The organism is Vibrio sp. QJM3NY_26, from assembly GCF_057786005.1.
In genome coordinates this window covers 551,270-572,619 of record NZ_CM173515.1, presented here as the reverse complement: position 1 = coordinate 572,619, position 21,350 = coordinate 551,270, and the positions used below count along the sequence as shown (strand labels likewise).

Sequence of the window (21,350 nt, the reverse complement as noted above, 5' to 3'; positions counted from 1 at the left end):
GTACCCATTTAATCATCCTGTTTAAGGGATGATGAGCACTCAACTCGGTTAAACACATTTCCTATAATTAAAAATAACCCCAGTTGATACTGGGGCTATGATTTTTACAAAAAGTTCAGTCTTTCTCTGAGTCGTTATGCGTATTTACGCACTTCGCCTTCACCATCGATGTTCGACACACAACGACCACAAATTTTCTCGTGACCTTCGATTGTGCCTACATCTGGAGTGTGGTGCCAGCAACGGTCACACTTCTCAGCTTCAGTTGCTGCAACTTCAACGTATAGGCCTGCAACGTCTGTCGCTTGAGCTGTATCAGACTTATAGCTAAGCGGCTTAACAACAGCAGCAGAGGTGATAAGTACGAAACGTAGCTCATCTTCTAGCTTGTTGATTTTAGCAGCCAGTGCGTCGTCAGCGTATAGAGTCACTTCAGCCTGCAATGCACCACCGATCGTTTTCTCTTTACGAGCATCCTCAAGAAGCTTGTTCACTGCGCCACGAACTGACTGGATTTCAGTCCAGAATTCGTTGCTTAGCTCTTCGTCATCAGCAAGACCGAATAGGCCTTCGAACCACTCGCCAGTGAATACAAACGTGTCGCGCTCGCCTGGCATCTCGTTCCAGATTTCATCTGCAGTGAACGACATGATAGGAGCCATCCAACGAACTAGAGCTTCTACGATGTAGTAAAGCGCCGTTTGACAGCTACGTTGAGCATGGCTGCCCTGTTTCGCTGTGTACTGACGGTCTTTAATTACGTCTAGGTAGAAAGAACCCATTTCGATAGAACAGAACTGCATTAGACGTTGAGTCACACCGTGAGTGTTGTACTCACCGTATGCTTTAACGATCTCTTCTTGTGCAGCTTGAGCACGGCCAACAGCCCAGCGATCAAGTGCTACCATTTCTTCAGCAGGAACTAGATCCGTTTCAGGGTTGAAACCGTTCAAGTTCGCTAGGAAGAAACGAGCCGTGTTACGAATACGACGGTAAGCATCAGCAGAACGCTTAAGGATCTCGTCAGAAACCGCAACTTCGTTAGTGTAATCCGTAGAAGCAACCCATAGACGTAGAATATCTGCGCCTAGCTTGTTCGTTACATCTTTAGGAGCAACAACGTTACCGATAGATTTAGACATCTTACGGCCGTTACCATCAACCACGAAACCGTGCGTTAGCACTTGCTTGTATGGTGCTTCGTCTTTCATCGCGATAGATGAAATCAAAGATGACTGGAACCAGCCACGGTGTTGGTCAGAACCTTCAAGGTAAAGATCAGCACTGTGCGTTCTTTCTTCATTCGGGAAGTTGTACTCTTCACGAGAATCCACAACAGAGAAGTGCGTTACACCTGAGTCGAACCATACGTCTAGCGTATCAAGTACTTTCTCGTACTTGTCAGCGTCTTCAGCACCCATCAGTTCAGCAGCATCTACATCCCACCAAGCTTGAATGCCTTTTTCTTCCACAAGCTTCGCTACTTTTTCAATAAGAGCTGGGCTATCTGGGTGAAGTTCGGATGTTTCTTTATGAACGAACAGAGCAATTGGCACACCCCAAGTACGTTGACGAGAGATACACCACTCAGGGCGACCTTCGATCATACCTTCGATACGGCTTTGACCCCATTCTGGCATCCATTCAACACTCTTCGTTGACTCAAGTGCTTTTGCACGTAGGCCAGCTTGATCCATAGAGATGAACCATTGTGGTGTTGCACGGAAGATAATTGGAGTTTTGTGTCTCCAACAATGTGGGTAGCTGTGCTCGTAAGCGTGGTGATGCAGTAGTGCACCTTTCTCTTTTAAAACGTCTAAAACAGAATCGTTCGCTTTGAATACATGCTGACCAGCAAATAGCTCAGTATCTGGCAGGTAAACGCCGTTTGAGCCTACTGGGTTAGCGATTTCTAGGTCGTACTTCTTACCAACCACGAAATCCTCTTGACCATGACCAGGCGCAGTGTGAACCACACCAGTACCTGAATCCGTTGTAACGTGGTCGCCAAGAACAGCAGGAACAGTAAAGTCATAGAACGGGTGGTTGAACTGAGAAAGCTCAAGATCAGCACCAGTCGCAAAACCAAGATTATGGAAGTGCTCGATACCCGCACGATCCATTACGTCTTTTGCTAGTTCAGAAGCAACAACGATACGTTGAGCTGGCTGTTCGCCATTCGCTTCAACTTGGATAAGTACGTACTCAAGATCATCACGTAGACATACTGCGCGGTTAGCAGGCAGAGTCCAAGGTGTTGTCGTCCAGATAACGATAGAGATTTCGCCCTGACCCGCGTGACCTTCCGCTAGAGTAAATTTCTCTAGAAGCGCCGCTTCGTCAGCTGCTGTAAATTTCACATCGATAGATGGAGAAACTTTATCTTTATATTCAACTTCAGCTTCAGCCAAAGCAGAACCACAGTCAGTACACCAGTGAACTGGTTTGAAACCTTTAAGAAGGTGACCTTTGTCTGCGATTTTGCCTAGAGAACGAATGATATTCGCTTCAGTGCCGAAATCCATAGTGCGGTAAGGTTTATCCCACTCGCCCATGATACCAAGACGTTTGAAGCTCTCTTTCTGACCTTCAACTTGGCCCGCAGCGTACTTACGACACTCTTCGCGGAATTCAGCAGCCGAAATCTTCTGACCTGGCTTACCTTTCTTCTTCTCAACCATCAACTCGATTGGAAGACCGTGACAGTCCCAACCTGGGATGTACGGTGCATCAAAACCAGAAAGGGTCTTAGATTTGATAATAATGTCTTTAAGAATCTTATTCAGCGCGTGGCCAATGTGAATGTCGCCGTTCGCGTATGGAGGGCCATCATGCAGCACGAAAGATTTTTTACCTTTCTTTGCCTTACGGATTTCACCGTAAAGATCTTCTTTGTACCAACGCTTCAGCATTTCTGGTTCACGATTTGCCAGATTGCCGCGCATTGGGAACCCTGTTTCTGGTAAGTTCAGGGTATCTTTATAATCACTCATCGATTCTTAATTCCGTTATATTGGGCGAAGTTAGACATTATGTTAATCGGTGGAATCATCCGACTAATTCTTTAGCTGAAGCAGCCACACCCTTGCGGCTTCAGCATCCAATTCTATTTGATTCTTTAGTGCGTCGAACGATTCAAATTTTATCTCGTCGCGCAGTTTGTGCAAAAGTCGTACTTCTAACTGTTTACCATATAAATTGGCTTTAAAGTCAAAAAAGTGCACTTCTAATTGCTGCCTTACACCATTAACCGTTGGTCGTTGTCCAATATTAGCAACGCCACCGACAGGAACACCGTCGATATCCAATGCTTCAACAACATACACTCCCGATACAGGAGAAACACAACGCTTTAATGGAATGTTAGCGGTAGGGAAACCGATAGTTCTCCCTAGTTTTCGACCATGAGACACACGACCACTAATACTGTAGTCACGGCCTAACATGGTAGCACTTGCAGCCAAATCATCGACCGCTAGTGCATTCCGTATCTCAGTGCTGCTTACTCGTAATTGATTTAAGCAATAGCTTTGGGTGCTTACCACCTCAAAACCATATTTTTCGCCCGCTTCTTTAAGCATCGCGAAATTACCTGTTCGACCTTTGCCAAAGCAAAAATCGTCACCAACCACCAAGAATTTCACACCAAGCTTATCAACCAAAAGATCCTTAATGAATGCTTCTGCGGATAAGCTTGCAAAATACTGATTGAAATTCACACACAACAACCGACTGATATCTAGCTTACTCAGTTGCACATATTTATCTCGTAAGCGAGTTAAACGTGCTGGCGCTTTACCTCGGGCAAACAGCTCCATAGGCTGTGGTTCAAACGTCATGACAACAGAAGGGAGCCCTAATGCTGCAGCTTGTTTAGAAACCTGACTCAGAACCTCTTGATGTCCTAAATGAACACCATCGAAGTTACCTATGGTTAATACACAGCCATGATGCTGCGCTTTAATATTGTGTATACCTCGGATCAGTTCCATTATGATCAGCTAAAACCTGTTATTTGCATCATTTATTGTGTGAAACCGACGGATTATATACTAATCAGTATTAATCTGTCGCTGCTTTTAAATGTTTTACTCGGATACCTAAAATCAGTACCGAAACAATATAAACAAAGCCACCAAGTCCAATCAAGCCTGTTAATGTCAGCGCTCTCTGGCTAAAGCTCCATTCAAGCCAATGTTGCATATTATCCAACTGCCATAAAATCGCCGCAACCATCACTACGCCTGAGATAATCAATTTGGCACTGAACAACAAGGTTGTCTTAGATAATTGATACACACCTGCAAGATGCAATCCACGATATAACAAGGCCATATTCACAAAGGCAGACAATGCCGTCGCTATCGCCAAACCAACATAACCATAGAAATACGCAAAAATCGCGTTGAACACCATGTTGGTGACCATGGCGATAATGCCGTACTTCACAGGAGTTTTAGTATCTTGGCGAGAGTAATAGCCCGGAGCTAACACTTTAATCAGCATGAAATTCAGCAAACCCGATGCGTAAGCAACCAATGACATTGATGCCTGCTGTACATCATGTGGCGAAAACTCACCACGCATGAAGAGCACCATCAGCATCGGCTTAGCTAACACTATTAGGCCTAACATCGCAGGAATGCCAAGCAGCAACACCATACGCACCCCCCAGTCCATGGTGTGCGCAAACCCTTCACCTTGAGCTTCAACATGTTTACGAGACAAAGCAGGAAGAATGACAGTCGCAATAGCAATACCGAATAGACCTAGTGGGAATTCAAGCAGTCGGTCTGAATAATACAACCAACTGATCGAACCGGTCGCTAGGAAGCTAGCAATAAAGGTATCAAACAATAAGTTAATTTGGCTGACCGATACACCGAACAGAGCTGGGATCATTAGCGTACGGATCTTTACAACGCCCGGATCTCTCCAGCCCCACTTCGGCTTAACCAGAACACCCGCTTTTATCAAGAAAGGCATTTGGAAAAGAAATTGGACTAAACCACCAAGAAACACACCGATTGCCAAGCCAATTTCAGGCTGTTCTAAATTAGGAGCAAGAAACCAAGCACAAGCAATGATCATTACGTTCAAGAAAACAGGTGTAAATGACGAAACCGCAAATTTACCCATGGTATTGAGGATTGCACCAGATAAAGCAACAAAGGTAATAAACCATAAATAAGGAAAGGTAATCTTGAGCATAAAGCTCGCCAGCTCAAATTTAGGGGCTGCTGGGCCATCATTCAACCAATCTATAAACCAACCTGCACCAAACATCGCAGTGATCACACCCGAGCCCAAGACTCCGATAACGGTCACTATAGACACTAAAACCCCGAGCGTACCCGACACTTTAGCAATTAAATCTCGTGTCTTATCTTTATCACCTGCGGCGTGATATTCTGTTAATACAGGAACAAACGCTTGAGAAAACGCGCCTTCTGCAAAAAGTCGACGTAAGAAATTAGGAATTTTATTAGCGAAGAAAAATACGTCGGCACTCGCTCCTGCTCCCATCAAATTTGCTACTACTACATCACGTACTAGCCCCAACACACGGGAAACAAAAGTCATTGCACTGACAATCAGGCCTGACTTTAATAGTCGTTTACTCACAGAAACCTCTGACACTGGTTGATTACTTTCAAGCAAGGATAAATACTATCCTGTCCTTAGAAGCATAATTATTAGCATTGGTCTAAAAATGCTGTTAGAATCCCCGCCATCTTAACCGCGATGACCTTTCCATACCAAAATTTGTTTTGGCTGAGATTGGTTTTTGCACAAATCATTTGACAATTAAGCGCCTATGAGGGATAGTCCTCGCCCTTAAATTGTCACCGAACTAAGTTTTTGGGAGTTAGACCTTGGCAAACAGTAAATCTGCTAAGAAGCGCGCTATCCAAGCTGAGAAACGTCGCCAGCACAATGCTAGCCGTCGTTCTATGATGCGCACTTACATGAAAAAAACTATTGCAGCTATTGAAGCTGGCAATAAAGAAGCTGCAACTGCTGCTCTTGTAGAAGTTACACCTCTTCTAGACCGCATGGCGACTAAAGGCCTTATTCATAAGAATAAAGCTGCACGTCATAAGTCTCGTTTCGCTGCTGCAATCAAAGCTCTTTAATAGAAATTTGATTACAACGCAAAACGAAAAAAACCGGCCTCGGCCGGTTTTTTTATATCTAAATTTTGAGTAACACAGCGATTTTTCTTGCTGAACATTACTTAGCTTACTTAAAAGCACGTGGTTTGCCGGCAGATACCAGCTTACTAAAAGGCATATCGCTTACCGATAGAAAACTAAGCATATAAAAAACAGACAACTAGAAAATAAACAGACAAGAAAATAGATAAATAGATAGGTTGGTAAATAGATAGGCACTAACATTCGACATGAAATACTGACACTTCCTTGTGTCATTCTATCACTGATAAGAAATCCCCCTCCCACCAGCAATAAGCTACTTGCAGTAAATACCATGCAGTAGGTTAATCATCGCTTTTACTTCTTCACTGCTCAATGTGTAATACACAGTTTGAGCTTCTTTGCGAGTTTCGACCAAACCATCTCTTCTCAACCAAGCAAGATGTTGAGATAAAGCAGACTGACTCAGTTCCAACTTGCCACACAACTCCCCAACTGACAGCTCAGTACCATGTAATAGGCACAAAATCTGTAAGCGACGCTCGTTGGCCATGGCTTTGAGTAGAATCACAGCTTGCGCTGAGTTCTTCTCCATCTCTTTTAAGTTCATAGTTTGGCTCCCTACAACCTTTACACCAACTACGGCTATTAGTATTTCCGGCATATGGTGGCGTTATGATAATCGATATCAATTCATTAACAAACCGCCTCACTCGAACAATTTGCTAAAATCTGCGTCACATACATTTTTTACTGCTGGATGTTGGATCATCCTCTCAGCAAATATGACGTAGTACTCCTCTTTTAACTCTTCAATACCAACCAATAATTGCAGTGATGAATCCTCTTCAACTTCAGACATATAAAGCGTAGGCGCTAAGAAGATAGCGTCATCGTGATAACGAGCAAAAGCCTTCATCAATGCCGCGTCATCAAACTCACCCAAAATATCAGGTTTAAGTCCTTGTCTATCAAACCATTGCAGCACTTTACGCCCCATCGAGGTTCGACTTCCTGGGATCAAAAGCTTTCTTTGCTCTAATACAGCCGGGAAGCTAACACCTTCAACCTTACCCGAACTGAAAAAACTCATTCCACTCTCACCTAACTTCTTACTAAACAGGCCAGGACTTTGACTAGAGTCCACCGGACAGTCAGACAAGATCATATCGAGCTTATGTTGAGACAGTTGCTCAAGTAGCATTTCATGGGTCGATTCAAAGCAGCGTAAATGAATACTGTTATCTGGGGGAATAGTCGACATCAGAATCTTGCTGACAAGCCTTTTAGACAGCGCATCTGCAACACCAACATCAAACAGAATATTGGAGTGCTGGCTGTAATTCACGATATCCAACATCTCGTAGCTCAGGCCAAACATACGATCGGAATATTTAAAGACTAGCTGTCCAAGCTCTGTAGGCTCAACACTGCGACCATTGCGCTTGGTCAACTTGCCATCCATACGCTCTTCTAACGCTTTTATCTGACCTGTTACCGTTTGTGGTGTTAGGAATAGAGCTTCTGCTGCTTTAGTAACAGAGCCTTGCTTGCAAACCATCCAGAAGTAATAAAGGTGGTTATAGTTGAGGTGCGACATAGATGTGCCGTAATAAAAGAGTAGATACCCTTGTTATATCAAATATGACACCTTCGCTCAACAAACTCGGAAAAACCTAACCAAACTAGTTATTACCACTTATTTTTTCGAAGTGTCTGATTTCATAATGTAATATTTCAGCAATTATTTTTAATTTTTCTCTAACTTTTAAGATCTATATCACCTATCAAAAATACAAACAAAACCCAATAAAAACAACAATTTAAGATAAGACCATTTCAAGACCAAATATTTAAAGGGCAAATCATCACAAAAAAGTCTCACCTAAACCAAAATGTAATATTACTGAAATATTTGTTCTCTAACATCACGCTCAGATTAAACAAACAGACCAAACACAGACTTAAACGGTCCAATGGAGAAAACATTATGAACCAAGCTACTACTGCAGCAGCGCCTATCTCGAGCACAACTCGTTGGCTACGCTGGGCTAACTTGGCATTCATGCTTTACCTACTATTACTTTCAGTTTCAATGGTTGGTACAGGCTTCAAATGGGCAACAGGCGAGCAAGCAAAGGTTCTTTTCGAATTTGCTTCACACCCAGTTGCAGGCTTAATGATTGGTTTAGTGGCAACAGCACTTATTCAATCATCAAGTACAGTTACTTCAATTATCGTTGGCCTTGTGGCAGGTGGTTTACCTGTTGAGCTAGCAATCCCTATGATCATGGGTGCGAACATTGGTACTACAGTAACCAATACGCTAGTTAGCCTTGGCCATGTTCGTTGTAAAGATGAGTTCAAACGTGCATTCGCAAGTGCGACGATTCACGACTTCTTTAACCTATTAGCTGTTGCTATCTTCCTACCACTAGAGATGGCGTTTGGTATTCTAGAGAAGATTTCTCACTGGTTAGTATCACCGATGCTAGCAACAGGTGATATGAGCATGGGGGGTCTTAACTTCATCAAGCCAATCACTAAACCAGTAGTCAGTGCGATTAAAGAGCCACTATCGACATTTGGCGACACTGTTGGCGGTATCATGCTTATCGTTCTAGGTATCGCGACTATCTTCGTAGCTATCACGGTGATGGGTAAGCTAATGAAGAGCCTGATGGTGGGTCGTGCTCGTGAGATTCTAAAGAACGCAATCGGTCGTGGTCCTATCCACGGTATCGCTTCTGGCTCTATCGTTACTATCCTTGTTCAGTCTTCTTCTACGACAACAAGCTTGATGGTTCCACTAGTAGGTTCAGGTGTTCTTAAAGTACGTGACGTTTACCCATTCACTCTGGGTGCAAACATCGGTACGTGTATTACCGCGCTATTAGCAGCGACAGCAGTATCTGGTGAGTTCGCAGTATTCGCACTACAGATTGCTCTAGTACACTTGGTGTTCAACATCATGGCAACGGTATTCATCTTTGGTATTCCGTTCCTACGTGAACTACCAGTAAAAGCCGCTGATATTATTTCTGACATGGCTGTGAAGAATAAATCTGTAGTGGCTGGTTACCTTATTGCGGTATTCCTTGTACTGCCTGGTACCGTGTTAGCACTGACGGCTTAATCGCTAAATAATTAGATAGCTTAACCGCTAACAAGACACATCGCTTATAACAAAGCCCGCAACCTCCTAGGTTGCGGGCTTTTTCTTTTTAAGAGCAGATGAGGGAAGAAAAAAGTAGATACGGGATGCGAGTGAACGAGTAACGAAGAGCTAAAAGCAAATTCGAAATATGAGAAAATCGGCAGAGAAAATATTACTCACCAGAGGTGTCCGTTCTAGCTCTTCGTATCCCGCATCTCGTTTACTCGTATCTAGCTACCCTTCGTATCTCACATCCCGTTTATTCATATCTAAAAAAACGCTTACTTACCTTGCTCATTACGCAGATACATAATGGCAACCATGCCAAAGCCGATAAATTGCCATAAATACTGTCCGTCGCTTGCGCCAGTGATGGTTTGAGTGAAAGCCATACAAGCAGTGACAAACAAAGAAGCGAAAGCAGCATAGAGCAACCACGGACGCTCTTTACCCACCATGAACTCACCTGCAAATACCGAACGGATAACCAGTAAAAACGGCACACATTGCAAAGCAATCAGAATCGGGAACATAAAATCGAATGTTGGACTCAGTAGAGCATGACCGATTTGGCTCTTATCCCAAGTTCCTACAATATAGCCTTTCCAGCCAGCCCAAGTGTCACCTGAATAAGCGGTATCGGGCGTAATAAAGCCAAGCACAACGCCCATCACTTTATCGATAAAGCCATTTTTGAACCAAAAGACGAATAAGAAGATCTGAATTGGAATGATCTGAAAAGCAAACTTCTTCAACATGTGTGTACCCCAAATAATTAATGATTTGGTTACCAGTATGTGGAAGTCGATATTTTTACGCTTGATGCAAGGCAATCGAGCCTGAATCCAAACAATAATCAAACATGTTGAGAAGCCTGTCGGCACAAGAAAACCTTGCGGAAGAGCCGTTACTATTAGCGGTAACTCAACGTCTTCACTTCAAAGAGAATTATGTGGTTTAGGAAAGGTTTGTTTTTTATAAAGATTCAATAAGATCAAACAGTTGGCCATTATACTCTTTTTTCACTTCGGTATAGCGCTGATAGTTGTATTGCGAACCTTCAGGGTTATCCGACAGCTTGTCAGCCACACTAAGTAGATAAAAACTGATTGGACTCGGTGTACTTTCGGCAGCATAAAAAAGGTAAGGGAAAGCTTGATTAGCATGTTGGTTGATTAACAGTGCAAGACCCAAGGTAAGGTTGGCAATATCACAACGCGGATTCATCTCAAAGGCTTGCTTTGCCAGTTGCAGTGCATGTTCGCGATCTTCTTGCTCATGACTTTGCAAATAAGCCAAAGATTCCGAATACGACAATAAGGCATTGACCAGATAATTGTCTCTTCCTTGCTGTTGAATCGTATCCAACTGAAGTGCGATCTCTGCAAATGGCTGTCCACCTTTGCCTTGGTAGAAAAGCGATATCCCCTCTGAAATAACCTTCCAATCATCGTAGTTATCAATAGCGGTCACTCGATGACTGACTACGCCGTATTCTGAACTCATTGGGGCAATAATGGCTTTAATCTCAAGAATCACATCCCCAATAGCATCAAAGAAGTTGTCTTGGCTAAAGCTCTTTTCCACTTTCTGGCTTTGATTGGGCTGGCGGTTGTTTTGTATCAGCACGCTCAGTACATAGTCACCGCCCTTTTTCTTGAGCCAACCTTTAAGTTCGACACCATTATTGGCAAGTGACTGCTTGCCCTGTTTCGATAGCTGAGAGAAGTGGTAACCTGATAAGTTTTTAGCCGAATTCAATCCATAGAAAAGATAGTTGTATACACTTTCCGACATCTCATAATCGTCCGCAGAATCGAGCGTAATATCATGGATATAAACGGGAATCACATTACTTTGATTAGCGGCAATACCCACAGTGTCATTGGTTGGGACATCGCTTTTCCATGCCAAAATTGCGATCAAACCGAACGCTAATACAGCGGTTGTAATAAAGGCGATAGTTCTATTTTTGGGCTTAGAAACAACAACTTTGGTTTCAGGTGGGAGTATATCTTCTACAGGAGTAGTCTCAACGCTAGGCTGAATTATCTCAATATCAAACAGATAACCTCGCTTAGGAATGGTTTGAATGATGCGATACGGACGTGCTTTATCCAGAAGCTGACTACGCAATAAACTGATGACCTGTCTGACCAAGTTGTCAGACACTTGAGTTCTTTGCCACACATCATCAGCTATCTGCTGCGTACTAACCACTTGCCCGCGCTTCTCGATGAAATAGCTGAGCAACCTTGCTTGTAGTGGCTCTAAATGAATCTCTTCACTATCAATCACCAACTGGTTTTTATCAGGGTAGAAAGAAATAGGAAAGTCGTGTTGCAATACAAAGCAATGCGAGCGAGTCATAGTAGTTCTGTGGTTAGAAAAGACCACTCAAGATTATTGGTTTTACGAATGGTAAGCAAGCCAAGCATCAGAAATAAAAAAGGCTGCGCAGAGGCAACCTTTCAGTCATTCAGTCAATCAGTCAGTCAGTCAGTCAGTCAAAGCAGATTAGATTAAACCGAGAATGGGTACTTAATCGCTTCGTGGCATTCGTAACCTTCAACCCAGAAGTCATCCATCGTTACCCACGTTTCTAAATCTTCTAGAGACTTAATTTCAGGATTGATATGGAATGTAGGGCCAGCTAGAGGCTCACGCTTCAACTGAACATCGCGCATTGGTGCAAGTTGATCTTCATAGATATGAGCGTTAACAAGCTTGTGATAAGCCACACCCGCTTTCTTGCCGGTGATCTGCGCCATGATAGCGAGGAACACATACACTTGAACCATATTGAAATTCAAACCTAAAGGTACGTCACAAGAGCGCTGAGTACTGTTTAGGTACAGAGTGTCACCAAGCAGAGAGAAGTGGTGGCTATACATACACGGACGCAAACAACCCATGTGGAACTCACCTGGGTTATAGAAGTTTAAGATCTCGCCGCGGTCATCAATGCCGTTTGTTAGATCATCAACAATCTTCTTCAGTTGGTCGATATGACCGCCGTCAGGTTTTGCCCATGCACGTCCTTGAACGCCATAAACACGGCCCATGTCGTCTTCACCCTTGCGGTAAGGGTTATTCAGCCATGCTTCATTCAGGTTAGAATTCGCATCCCAAGTTTTAGTCCCTAGCTTACGAAAATCTTCAGCATTGTCGTAACCGCGGATATAGCCAAGCAGCTCAGCAACTGCGGCTTTCCAAAAACTTTTACGTGTTGTTACCAGTGGGAATTGGTTATTACCAACATCATATTCAAGGTCAGCATTGATTACGGTTAGGCAGCGCTTGCCTGTGCGTTCATTTTCAATCCAAGTACCGTCATTAACGATACGCTGACAGAGATCTAAATACTGTTTCACACCAATTCCTTACTTCGTTTGTTGTGGTAATTCATCTTTGTAGTGACCACGCTTGTATGCCCAAACCATCATCAGCCCACCGATGATAACCATTGGCAGTGACAAAATTTGTCCCATAGAGATAAATCCACCGAACAAACCTAGCTGAGCATCAGGTTCACGTACGTATTCAACTAGGAAGCGGAATGTACCATATCCTGCTAGGAATAACCCTGATACAGAACCAAGAGGACGCGGCTTTTTAATGAACCAGTTCAAGATGAAGAACAGTACAATACCTTCAAGCGCCATTTCATAAAGCTGAGATGGGTGACGAGGTAGTGGACCACCGTTAGGGAATACAATCGCCCATGGCACATCAGTCACACGACCCCATAGCTCACTGTTCATGAAGTTGCCCATACGCCCCATACCTAAACCAAATGGCACTAATGGTGCAATCATGTCAGCGACACCAAAGAAGGTTCGACCGTTCTTTTTGGCATACCAAAACATCGCGGTGATCACACCAATCAAACCACCGTGGAAAGACATACCGCCAGTCCATACCTTAAATAGGTAGAGTGGATCTTCAATGAAAAGGCCAAAATTGTAGAAAAGTACGTAGCCAATACGACCACCCAATACCACACCTAGAAAGCCGGCAAACAGTAAGTCTGATACTTGCTCTCGAGTCCAACCACTACCGGGTTGATCAGCTCGGCGATTTGCTAACCAAAGAGCAAACATAAAACCGACAAGGTACATTAGGCCGTACCAACGAACTGAGATTGGTCCTAGTTCAATAAGAACAGGATCGATATTTGGGAATTCGATAAAACCCTGAGACATACTTGGCTCTCTATCTAAAATTGAATAACGGTTAACTCAACAGCTAACAGAAAAGACACTACAGCAGCATAGTGGCTGCTATAAACATTAAAAATACCGCAAAGAATTTCTTCAGCACGGGGGTTGGCAATTGAGTGGCCAGTTTAGCGCCAACTCGTGTGGTCAGAACTGAGGTACAAGATATCGCGATCAAAGCCGGTAGATAAACATAACCTAAGCTATACGCCGGAAGATCATCGACAGAAGAGCCATGCCAAATAAAGCCTAACATTCCCGAAATCGCGATAACACAACCACATACAGAGGATGAGCCAACCGCTTTGCGCATTTCCACACCGTGATGATTAAGGAAGGGTACCGATAAAGAACCACCACCAATACCAGCCAAGCTTGAAACCAAACCAATACCGCCACCACATAACATGGTCTTAGCTGAACCCGGCATCAACTTTTGACTCTTAGAGCGGATCGACAACAACATCTGCAACGCCAATACCAAGACAATCACACCAAAGACTTTTGGCAGATATTGAGCAGGAATAACGTCGGCGACAAAAGAACCTAGGAAACCACCAATCACCACGCCAGGCATCAACCACTTAACGACAAAAAGCTCCACATTACCCAATTTTAAATGGTTAATAGCAGACGACCCTGAGGTAACAATAATGGTTGATAACGAGGTTGCCAATGCCATTTGCATCGCAAACTCTTGAGGAATACCCGCTTTAGGAAGCAAAAACAGCAAGGCAGGAACTACCAGCAAACCACCGCCAATGCCTAGCAAGCCAGCTAAAACACCAACAATAGCACCAAGGCCTGCTAACAAGCCTATCAGTTCATATGACACGTTAAATCCTATTTTTTACCTGCTCGAATGAAGCCTGTAAATTCACGCTCTTCGAAATAGTTCAGCATCATACTATATATGTCACTACCATATGGTTTTGAAAGCGCTCTATTTGCCAAATCCTGTAATTCACTCAAGTTAGATTGGCGAATCAAATATTTAGTCCTCGCGACATTTGAGGTATTCATACTTAACGTCTCATACCCCAACCCAATCAGTAACAACGCGCCCATAGGATCACCGGCTAGCTCGCCACAAATACACACAGGTAATTGATGTTGCTTACAAGTATCATGAATTTGTTTTAATGCCATGATCACCGCTGGGTGCATTGATTCATAGACATCAGATACTCGTGAATTGTTCCGATCAACCGCTAATAAATATTGAGTTAAGTCGTTGGTACCGACTGAAACAAAGTCGACCTTATCAGCAATCAGCGGCAGTATGTAAAGCATTGATGGCACTTCAATCATGATACCAACGCGAGGCATACGCACTCGGTTATCAAGCTCATGCACTTCGTCATACGCTTGTTCAATAAGTTGTAGCGCGTCATCCAGTTCCTGAGCACCAGAGATCATCGGCAGCAAAATACTCAAGTTATGGCTTTCACAGCTCGCACGTAGCATGGCACGTAACTGAATAATAAAGATGTCAGGATGATCGAGCGTAAAACGAATACCACGCCAGCCAAGAAATGGGTTGTCCTCTTCGATTGGAAAATAAGGTAAGGCCTTATCGCCACCGATATCGAGTGTACGCATCACCACTTGCTTCTCAGGGTAGCTCGCGAGTACAGAACGGTATTGCTTGAACTGTTCGTCCTCTGACGGAAACCTCTGCTGCAACAAGAAAGAAATTTCGGTTCGATACAGCCCCACCCCATCAACGCCTTGGTTGATAGCGATATTGGTGTCGGCACTCAAGCCCGCATTAAGCAAGATCTCGACTTGCTGGTTGTCTTGCGTTTTTGCCGGTAAGTATAGTTCTCGATTGACCATAGAAGAGAGCTCACTCTCTTCTAAAATCAGCCCTTGATATTCTTTGAGCAGGTTTTGAGTCGGCTCAATAAAGATCTCGCCACTATACCCGTCAACAATCGCTTGCTTACCATTAGCTTGAGCAAGATTTAGGTTAACCCCCATAACAGAAGGAATACCCAAAGCTCGAGATAAAATCGCGGCATGTGAGTTCGCCGCCCCTTCCAAAGAAATAACAGCTAAAAGTTTTTCTTTGGGAATAGAGGCCAATACCGAAGCCGTTAACTCTCGAACCACCAAAATAATTGGCTTATCTAGCGTGCGAAGTTCATGTTCAGAATTGTGAAGGAAATAGAGCAATCTTTGACCAAGCTCTCGGATATCTTGTGCCCTCTCACGAAGGTACACGTCTGACATACGAGCAAAGCGATTCGAGTAGCTCTCAACAACCTGCCTTAATGCCCAATCGGCCTTATCGCCTTTCTGGATTTGGCTCTTAAGATCCTTACGCAACATTGGATCGTTGAGTAAGTGAGTAAACAGGTCAAAGATCGCCAACGCGTCTTTATTGATTTCACTATCTAGGCGCTTTCGCATTCGCTTAAAGTCATTGAGAGCATTTTCGACGGCGACTGCCAGCATTTCATGCTCTCTTTCAACATTAAGCGTCGATGCTGGATAAACATCGGTGAGTTCAGGCTGAGTGTTATCCCACCATAAATCACCAATCGCAACGCCCGATGAAGCTGCAATACCTTTAATCTTAGGTAGCTTCTGTTGCTCTAAAAGCCAATGGCCTTGAGTTTGAGCGTGCGCCACAATGACCGCAAGTTGTGCTGAGAGTGTGACAAGGAAGGATTCTTCCATCTCACTGAATAAACGAGGAGACTTCTGTTGAATGACCAATACGCCAAGCACTTGCTTACGATGGATAATCGGAGTGCCGAGAAAAGAGTGATAAACCTTTTCTCCAAGCTCTGGAAAAAACTTATAAGCAGGGTGAGCAGACGCTTGTGCAAGGTTGATAGGTTCAGCACTTCTTTTGACAAGGCCAACCAGACCTTCGTCAAAACCAATGTGAATGCTATTGCCTTTGAAGATCAGGCCTTGAGTTGCCATCAACTCAAGACGCTGCATATCATTATTTGCCAAATACACGGTGCAACATTCCGTCTGCATCGCACTGCATGTCTCTTTAACCAAAATATCAAGAGCCGTCGACACATCTTCAACTCTTGATACGTGTTCAACTATTTCCCTTAGTTGACTGAGCATGCTTAACCTCTACGCAATTTGCGTTTTCCTTTTGTTTTTCGCTCTTTAAACGGCATTGCTAAAGATGCGAATTCTTTCATCGCTCGACGGTAAACATCTCGCTTGAAAGAAACAACTTGTCGAACTGGGTACCAGTAACTCACCCAACGCCAACCATCAAACTCAGGTGTACTTCCACGCTGCATATTGATCTGCGATTCATCGCAATCTAAGCGTAAAAGGAACCACTTCTGTTTTTGTCCAATACAGACAGGTTTAGAATCCCACCGAACCAGTCGTTTGGGCAGCTTATAGCGTAACCAATGACGACTTGTCGCGACGATCTTTACATCCTTTTTAGTAAGGCCAACCTCTTCATACAACTCGCGGTACATTGCCTGTTCCGGAGTTTCACCTTCATCTATTCCCCCTTGAGGGAATTGCCATGAATGTTGCCCGTATCGTTTAGCCCAGAAGACCTGACCATGGTTGTTACAGATTACAATACCAACATTTAATCGGTAACCATCGCCATCTATCACTGGCCAACCTCTATCTAAATTTTTAATTACTCTGATTTTTCCACATATCCCCAATCGGAGCAAACTTAGTGACGTGACAAGCGCTATATTTATGAATATTAACTAAGAATATGGATAAGTTTTGCTCAAATTCTAGTTACCCACACAAGAGTGAGACATAGACCACATTTATTCACCTTTTCTGTGAATAACTATGTGAAGAATTACCCGCAATCGTTTTTTTTAATCCATAGATTCATCAACATCAAAAACACCAAGTCGAGTAAATATAATTTATTTAATTAAAAATCAATTAATTAGAATTAGAATTTCATTTTTAAAAACATTAAAAAAGTAAAAGATCTTTCAAAAACAGAACATGGTTAAAGATCAACCACTCCGATGTTTATCCACACTAGTAAGCGAAAGATTCATTTTGAGCCCCATTTGGCAAGCATTTAATCCACCATAAACCCCTGTTTATTTATCCACTAAATTAATATTTCAATTAATTACCTTTATGTCCTGTGGATAACCATGAGTTTGATCCCTTTCCTAACAAGGAGATCATTTCTTAACCAGTCGTCATATGGTGATAACTTCTGGTAAAATCATTTTTTTGATCATGTCTTTTATTATGAAACCAGAACCACAAACACAACAAGAGCTGCTAGACAGAGCGTATGCTATCGCCGGAATGACCTTTAAAGAGCTCGCCGATGAAGCTGAGATGGTGATGCCAAACGACCTCAAGCGTGATAAAGGCTGGGTTGGACAACTATTGGAATGGCACTTGGGTGCGCCCGCTGGCAGTAAACCAGAACAAGATTTTGCCAAACTCGGTATCGAGCTTAAAAGCATCCCGATTGGCTACTCTGGAAAGCCACTCGAAACCACCTTTGTTTGTGTCGCTCCATTGATGGGCGTGCAAGGCATAACTTGGGAAACCAGTCACGTTCGAAACAAGCTGTCTAAAGTGTTGTGGATCCCAGTTGAGGGAGAAAGAGAGATTCCGCTGGCAGAAAGGCATGTTGGCTCCCCATTACTCTGGACACCAAGCCTAGCTGAAAACGAACTCCTGAAAAGAGATTGGGAAGAGCTGATGGAGTTGATCGTGTTGGGTAACGTTGAGCAGATAACAGCAAGACACGGTGAAGCACTGCATTTAAGACCAAAAGCGGCCAACAGTCGCGTGTTAACAGAAGCTTACGGTGCAAGTGGAAAACCTATCAAGACTAAGCCACGTGGTTTCTATCTACGGACTCAATTCACCCATAAATTACTGACAACTCATTACGCATAGAGCTTTTATCTAGCATAGATGGACCAAACTATCAGTATGTTACAAACCGCCAGTAACTAGAATCAATCTCTAGCTATAAATGCTCTCTAATGAGGTTTAAGCGCCAGTTCAATATCACAGTAGCTTTGGCTCGGCTCATTACCAAACTCATCATAGGCGTTGTGTAAGCGAAGATACGCCTTTTCAAAACCGAGCCGGAGCAACTCTTCTTTCACTTGATCCAAGGATCCAAAGTGAAGCGGCTCACCGTCTTGCTTTACCGGTTCTAGCTTGTGTTTATATTCCACTGCTAATAGATATTCCGAGATATCGGAACAGCCAATAACGTATACCTTCGGTGTTTGATAAGAGTCTTTGTGCTCTCCATGTAACCACATGTCTAATTGATGCTTTTGCATAGCCAGCCTCCCTTGCTCTATAAAGCGTAGTAGAACTCTTTTTCTTTACTAGATAACGACTTAAAAAAGCACACATAACTGCTTAAAAAAGCAAAAAAGAGAAGCAAGTGCTTCTCTTTTTTGGCCTGTTTTAGTTCAAAAGCTTGCACTTTCGACGCCGCAACTATCACTGATATTTATCTTAAGGGGTGAAAGGCGCTATCACCCCACAAGATTACGTCGGTATTCGCGCGCTTAAGACTCGACGAAGATGACGAACTCGACGTTCAATCGTAACGACTTCAGGTTCAGAAAAACCAATTGGTCGACCATCGGCTTCAAGGCCAATATCTCTCAATAAATGAGTATTGTTCCATGGTAGATCGTATGAACTACGACGAACTTTTCGTTGCCATTCACGCTCTTCACGACGAAGGTCTGCACGGATAAGGACTGTTGCTAGTTTTAAGTATACTGAGTGACGCATAATAACTCTCCAGTTGTAAAATAAACTGAGGAAAAATAGCGTGTTAGATAGTATGAGGGCTTCTCACTTAGCTGCTATTTTTCCGCAGCCAAATAAGGATACGGATCTATTAGTTAGGTTTATCTTGGGTGTTTCGATCGGCCATGGCTGATGCTTGTGACATAACAGTCACCATGTCAGTACACGGATCAAACGACGCGCAAATATGCTGTATAAAATCGAAATGTTTCATTTGCGCCTCCAAACTAACTAAAAAATCCAAAAAGAAATGAGATAATAAAAGCAAATAAGTCTTTGTTAAGCTATTGCTTTCACGGTTAAAGTCTAACCAAGTGAGTATATTATTCAACCGATAATTGATTAACAATTTCAAAACAAATTATTCACCCAAAATATCAGTTGCATATCACTTTATATATAACATATTCACTATGATTATATAAAATCACAGAACATCTCTCTTAAAGACCGAGCCTCTAATAGCTCAATCTGTCAGCAGTCAACGATCAACGATCAACGATCAACGAGAAGTTGTAGCAATAGATATAAAAAAACCACGCATCATGCGTGGCTCTTATATTTACATTAACTGGATAGAATCAATGAATAGAGAGCTCTAAACAACACCTTCAGAAATCAGGCCATGCTTATTCAGCAATCTGTACATGGTTGCACGCGAAACTCCAAGCTCCTTAGCGGCCAACGATACTTGACCACCATAAGATTCCAGAACAATCAGCAACGCATCTCGCTCTGAACGCTCACGGATACTTTTGAGACTGCGGCGCTCATCATTCTGTTTTGGTAAATCAAGTTGTTGATCGTCAATGATCACCGCATCCGACATCAGCACGACACGCTTAATTTGATTCATCAGCTCACGCACATTGCCCGGCCAGTGATAACGATTCATCGAGCGGATAGCATCGTCTGAAAAGCTCTTGGCTTGAGCATTAAACTCTTTTGAATACTCACGTAAAAAATGATTAGCCAGTACTGAAATATCACTCACTCGCTCTTTCAAGCTCGGAACGTGAATACGCAGAACATTGATGTAATGATAAAGCTCTTCATTGAAATCACCCTCGATCAATGCCTTTTCGATATCAGAAGAGTTCGCGGCCAGAATACGCACATCGACAGGTTTAGGACCATCCGCAGTTTCAATTTTACCTTCTTGTAAGAAACGCAGCAGGTTCAACTGCTGATTACGTGGCATCGCCAATACATCATTGAGTAAGATGGTTCCGCCGTCGGCTTCTTCCAACAGACAAGGTGCTGAAGCGGGCTGTGCTGAGATACCAAATACCTCGGCCTCTATTCTCATTTCAGATAAGGCACGACAATTGACCGTTAAAAATGGCTTTTGCGCTCGCGAAGAGTTTTGATGAATTGAGCGTGCAACCGTCTCTTTTCCTGCTCCACTCTCTCCGTAAATCAGGATACTGACATCTGTCGGCCCAATGCGCTTTACTTGGTCTCTCAAACGCTTCACAGCCACAGAGTCGCCAAGCAAACCCATATTGTTGTTGATGCCGTAGTTTGGCCATACTTTCTGCTCAAGCTTGAGCATACCCAGTTGGTGACCAATGGTACTCAATAACTGGGCATCTGGGATTGGCGCCGTGAAAAAGTCGATACAGAAGTTCACGATAAATTGGCAAATGGTATCAGAGCTCAATTGCGATTCACGAATAAAGGCGAGCCATCTTACTTGCTTGTTGTTACTCACGAGATTAGCGATACCGTTAAGGCTAAACTCATCATGACTAAGATCCACAATGCCAATGCATGGGCCAATGTCAGCAATCAAGGCATCGGCTTTTCGTAAATCTGCACACTGGGTACATTGCCAACCCACTTGCTCTAACACTGATAACCAGGGTTCGTACGCACCACCAACGACGATAAGAGAACCTGGTAAGGAATCCATCTTAAATTGAGTTCCCATCCTTCTTCCTTATTCTATTTTTATTTAAATCAAGCTAATACGAGTCACTGCTTCATCGTTCGACAAAATGCCACGAGATCGTATTCAGCGCAGGACGTATAGTA

Annotated in this window: 18 protein-coding genes; 3 read left to right on the top strand and 15 right to left on the bottom strand. The window is 43.3% G+C overall.

Annotated features, from left to right (window positions below; genetic code table 11):
* Window positions 1-134: 134 nt before the first annotated feature.
* From ileS to murJ, 3 genes are all read right to left on the bottom strand, one after another.
* On the bottom strand, window positions 135-2,993 hold the full coding sequence (gene ileS, locus AC3CH4_RS02495) for an isoleucine--tRNA ligase (RefSeq protein WP_488543247.1): 2,859 nt from the start codon (window positions 2,991-2,993) through the stop codon (window positions 135-137).
* Window positions 2,994-3,056: 63 nt separating this feature from the next.
* On the bottom strand, window positions 3,057-3,992 hold the full coding sequence (gene ribF, locus AC3CH4_RS02490) for a bifunctional riboflavin kinase/FAD synthetase (protein ID WP_017077722.1): 936 nt from the start codon (window positions 3,990-3,992) through the stop codon (window positions 3,057-3,059).
* Window positions 3,993-4,062: 70 nt separating this feature from the next.
* Window positions 4,063-5,625, bottom strand: a complete 1,563-nt coding sequence (gene murJ, locus AC3CH4_RS02485; protein ID WP_050546228.1) for a murein biosynthesis integral membrane protein MurJ — start codon at window positions 5,623-5,625, stop codon at window positions 4,063-4,065.
* A 251-nt stretch (window positions 5,626-5,876) separates the two neighbouring features.
* Here murJ and rpsT point away from each other — a divergent pair, with 251 nt between their 5' ends.
* Entirely contained in the window at window positions 5,877-6,137 is a 261-nt protein-coding gene (rpsT, locus tag AC3CH4_RS02480) for a 30S ribosomal protein S20 (RefSeq protein WP_012603273.1), read from the top strand.
* Between the two features lie 337 nt (window positions 6,138-6,474).
* Here rpsT and AC3CH4_RS02475 read toward each other — a convergent pair whose 3' ends face one another.
* Window positions 6,475-6,768 (bottom strand): ArsR/SmtB family transcription factor, encoded by a 294-nt coding sequence (locus AC3CH4_RS02475; protein WP_004735028.1) that lies wholly within the window; start codon window positions 6,766-6,768, stop codon window positions 6,475-6,477.
* 99 nt (window positions 6,769-6,867) lie between these two features.
* Window positions 6,868-7,758, bottom strand: coding sequence for a transcriptional activator NhaR (gene nhaR, locus AC3CH4_RS02470; protein ID WP_004735027.1), 891 nt, complete (start codon window positions 7,756-7,758; stop codon window positions 6,868-6,870).
* 390 nt (window positions 7,759-8,148) lie between these two features.
* Here nhaR and AC3CH4_RS02465 point away from each other — a divergent pair, with 390 nt between their 5' ends.
* The gene (locus AC3CH4_RS02465) at window positions 8,149-9,294 is read left to right on the top strand and encodes a Na/Pi symporter (RefSeq protein ID WP_004735026.1); all 1,146 of its coding nucleotides are present in this window, start codon (window positions 8,149-8,151) and stop codon (window positions 9,292-9,294) included.
* A 302-nt stretch (window positions 9,295-9,596) separates the two neighbouring features.
* Here AC3CH4_RS02465 and AC3CH4_RS02460 read toward each other — a convergent pair whose 3' ends face one another.
* The 7 genes from AC3CH4_RS02460 to rppH all read right to left on the bottom strand — a co-directional run bounded on the left by AC3CH4_RS02460 (window position 9,597) and on the right by rppH (window position 17,149).
* The gene (locus tag AC3CH4_RS02460) at window positions 9,597-10,073 is read right to left on the bottom strand and encodes a hypothetical protein (RefSeq protein WP_171328927.1); all 477 of its coding nucleotides are present in this window, start codon (window positions 10,071-10,073) and stop codon (window positions 9,597-9,599) included.
* Between the two features lie 217 nt (window positions 10,074-10,290).
* The gene (locus AC3CH4_RS02455; RefSeq protein WP_171314944.1) at window positions 10,291-11,685 is read right to left on the bottom strand and encodes a winged helix-turn-helix domain-containing protein; all 1,395 of its coding nucleotides are present in this window, start codon (window positions 11,683-11,685) and stop codon (window positions 10,291-10,293) included.
* A 152-nt stretch (window positions 11,686-11,837) separates the two neighbouring features.
* Window positions 11,838-12,689 carry a thymidylate synthase gene (locus AC3CH4_RS02450; protein ID WP_171314943.1) on the bottom strand — a complete coding sequence of 284 codons (852 nt, stop codon included), beginning with the start codon at window positions 12,687-12,689 and terminating at the stop codon, window positions 11,838-11,840.
* A 9-nt stretch (window positions 12,690-12,698) separates the two neighbouring features.
* The gene (lgt, locus tag AC3CH4_RS02445; RefSeq protein ID WP_171314941.1) at window positions 12,699-13,520 is read right to left on the bottom strand and encodes a prolipoprotein diacylglyceryl transferase; all 822 of its coding nucleotides are present in this window, start codon (window positions 13,518-13,520) and stop codon (window positions 12,699-12,701) included.
* Between the two features lie 58 nt (window positions 13,521-13,578).
* Window positions 13,579-14,370, bottom strand: coding sequence for a sulfite exporter TauE/SafE family protein (locus tag AC3CH4_RS02440; RefSeq protein ID WP_054548383.1), 792 nt, complete (start codon window positions 14,368-14,370; stop codon window positions 13,579-13,581).
* A gap of 8 nt (window positions 14,371-14,378) precedes the next feature.
* Window positions 14,379-16,628 (bottom strand): phosphoenolpyruvate--protein phosphotransferase, encoded by a 2,250-nt coding sequence (ptsP, locus tag AC3CH4_RS02435; RefSeq protein ID WP_004735019.1) that lies wholly within the window; start codon window positions 16,626-16,628, stop codon window positions 14,379-14,381.
* Between the two features lie 2 nt (window positions 16,629-16,630).
* Window positions 16,631-17,149, bottom strand: a complete 519-nt coding sequence (gene rppH, locus AC3CH4_RS02430) for an RNA pyrophosphohydrolase (RefSeq protein ID WP_004735018.1) — start codon at window positions 17,147-17,149, stop codon at window positions 16,631-16,633.
* A gap of 616 nt (window positions 17,150-17,765) precedes the next feature.
* On the opposite strand from rppH, the gene mutH reads away from it, so the two are divergent.
* On the top strand, window positions 17,766-18,431 hold the full coding sequence (gene mutH, locus AC3CH4_RS02425; RefSeq protein ID WP_086027492.1) for a DNA mismatch repair endonuclease MutH: 666 nt from the start codon (window positions 17,766-17,768) through the stop codon (window positions 18,429-18,431).
* An 86-nt stretch (window positions 18,432-18,517) separates the two neighbouring features.
* Here the strand turns inward: mutH and AC3CH4_RS02420 are convergent, their stop codons facing one another.
* The 3 genes from AC3CH4_RS02420 to vpsR all read right to left on the bottom strand — a co-directional run bounded on the left by AC3CH4_RS02420 (window position 18,518) and on the right by vpsR (window position 21,246).
* Entirely contained in the window at window positions 18,518-18,829 is a 312-nt protein-coding gene (locus AC3CH4_RS02420) for a DUF6482 family protein (RefSeq protein ID WP_004735016.1), read from the bottom strand.
* 214 nt (window positions 18,830-19,043) lie between these two features.
* Entirely contained in the window at window positions 19,044-19,295 is a 252-nt protein-coding gene (locus AC3CH4_RS02415; RefSeq protein ID WP_004735015.1) for a hypothetical protein, read from the bottom strand.
* Window positions 19,296-19,911: 616 nt separating this feature from the next.
* Window positions 19,912-21,246, bottom strand: a complete 1,335-nt coding sequence (vpsR, locus tag AC3CH4_RS02410; RefSeq protein WP_488543246.1) for a cyclic-di-GMP-binding transcriptional regulator VpsR — start codon at window positions 21,244-21,246, stop codon at window positions 19,912-19,914.
* Window positions 21,247-21,350 lie beyond the last annotated feature (104 nt).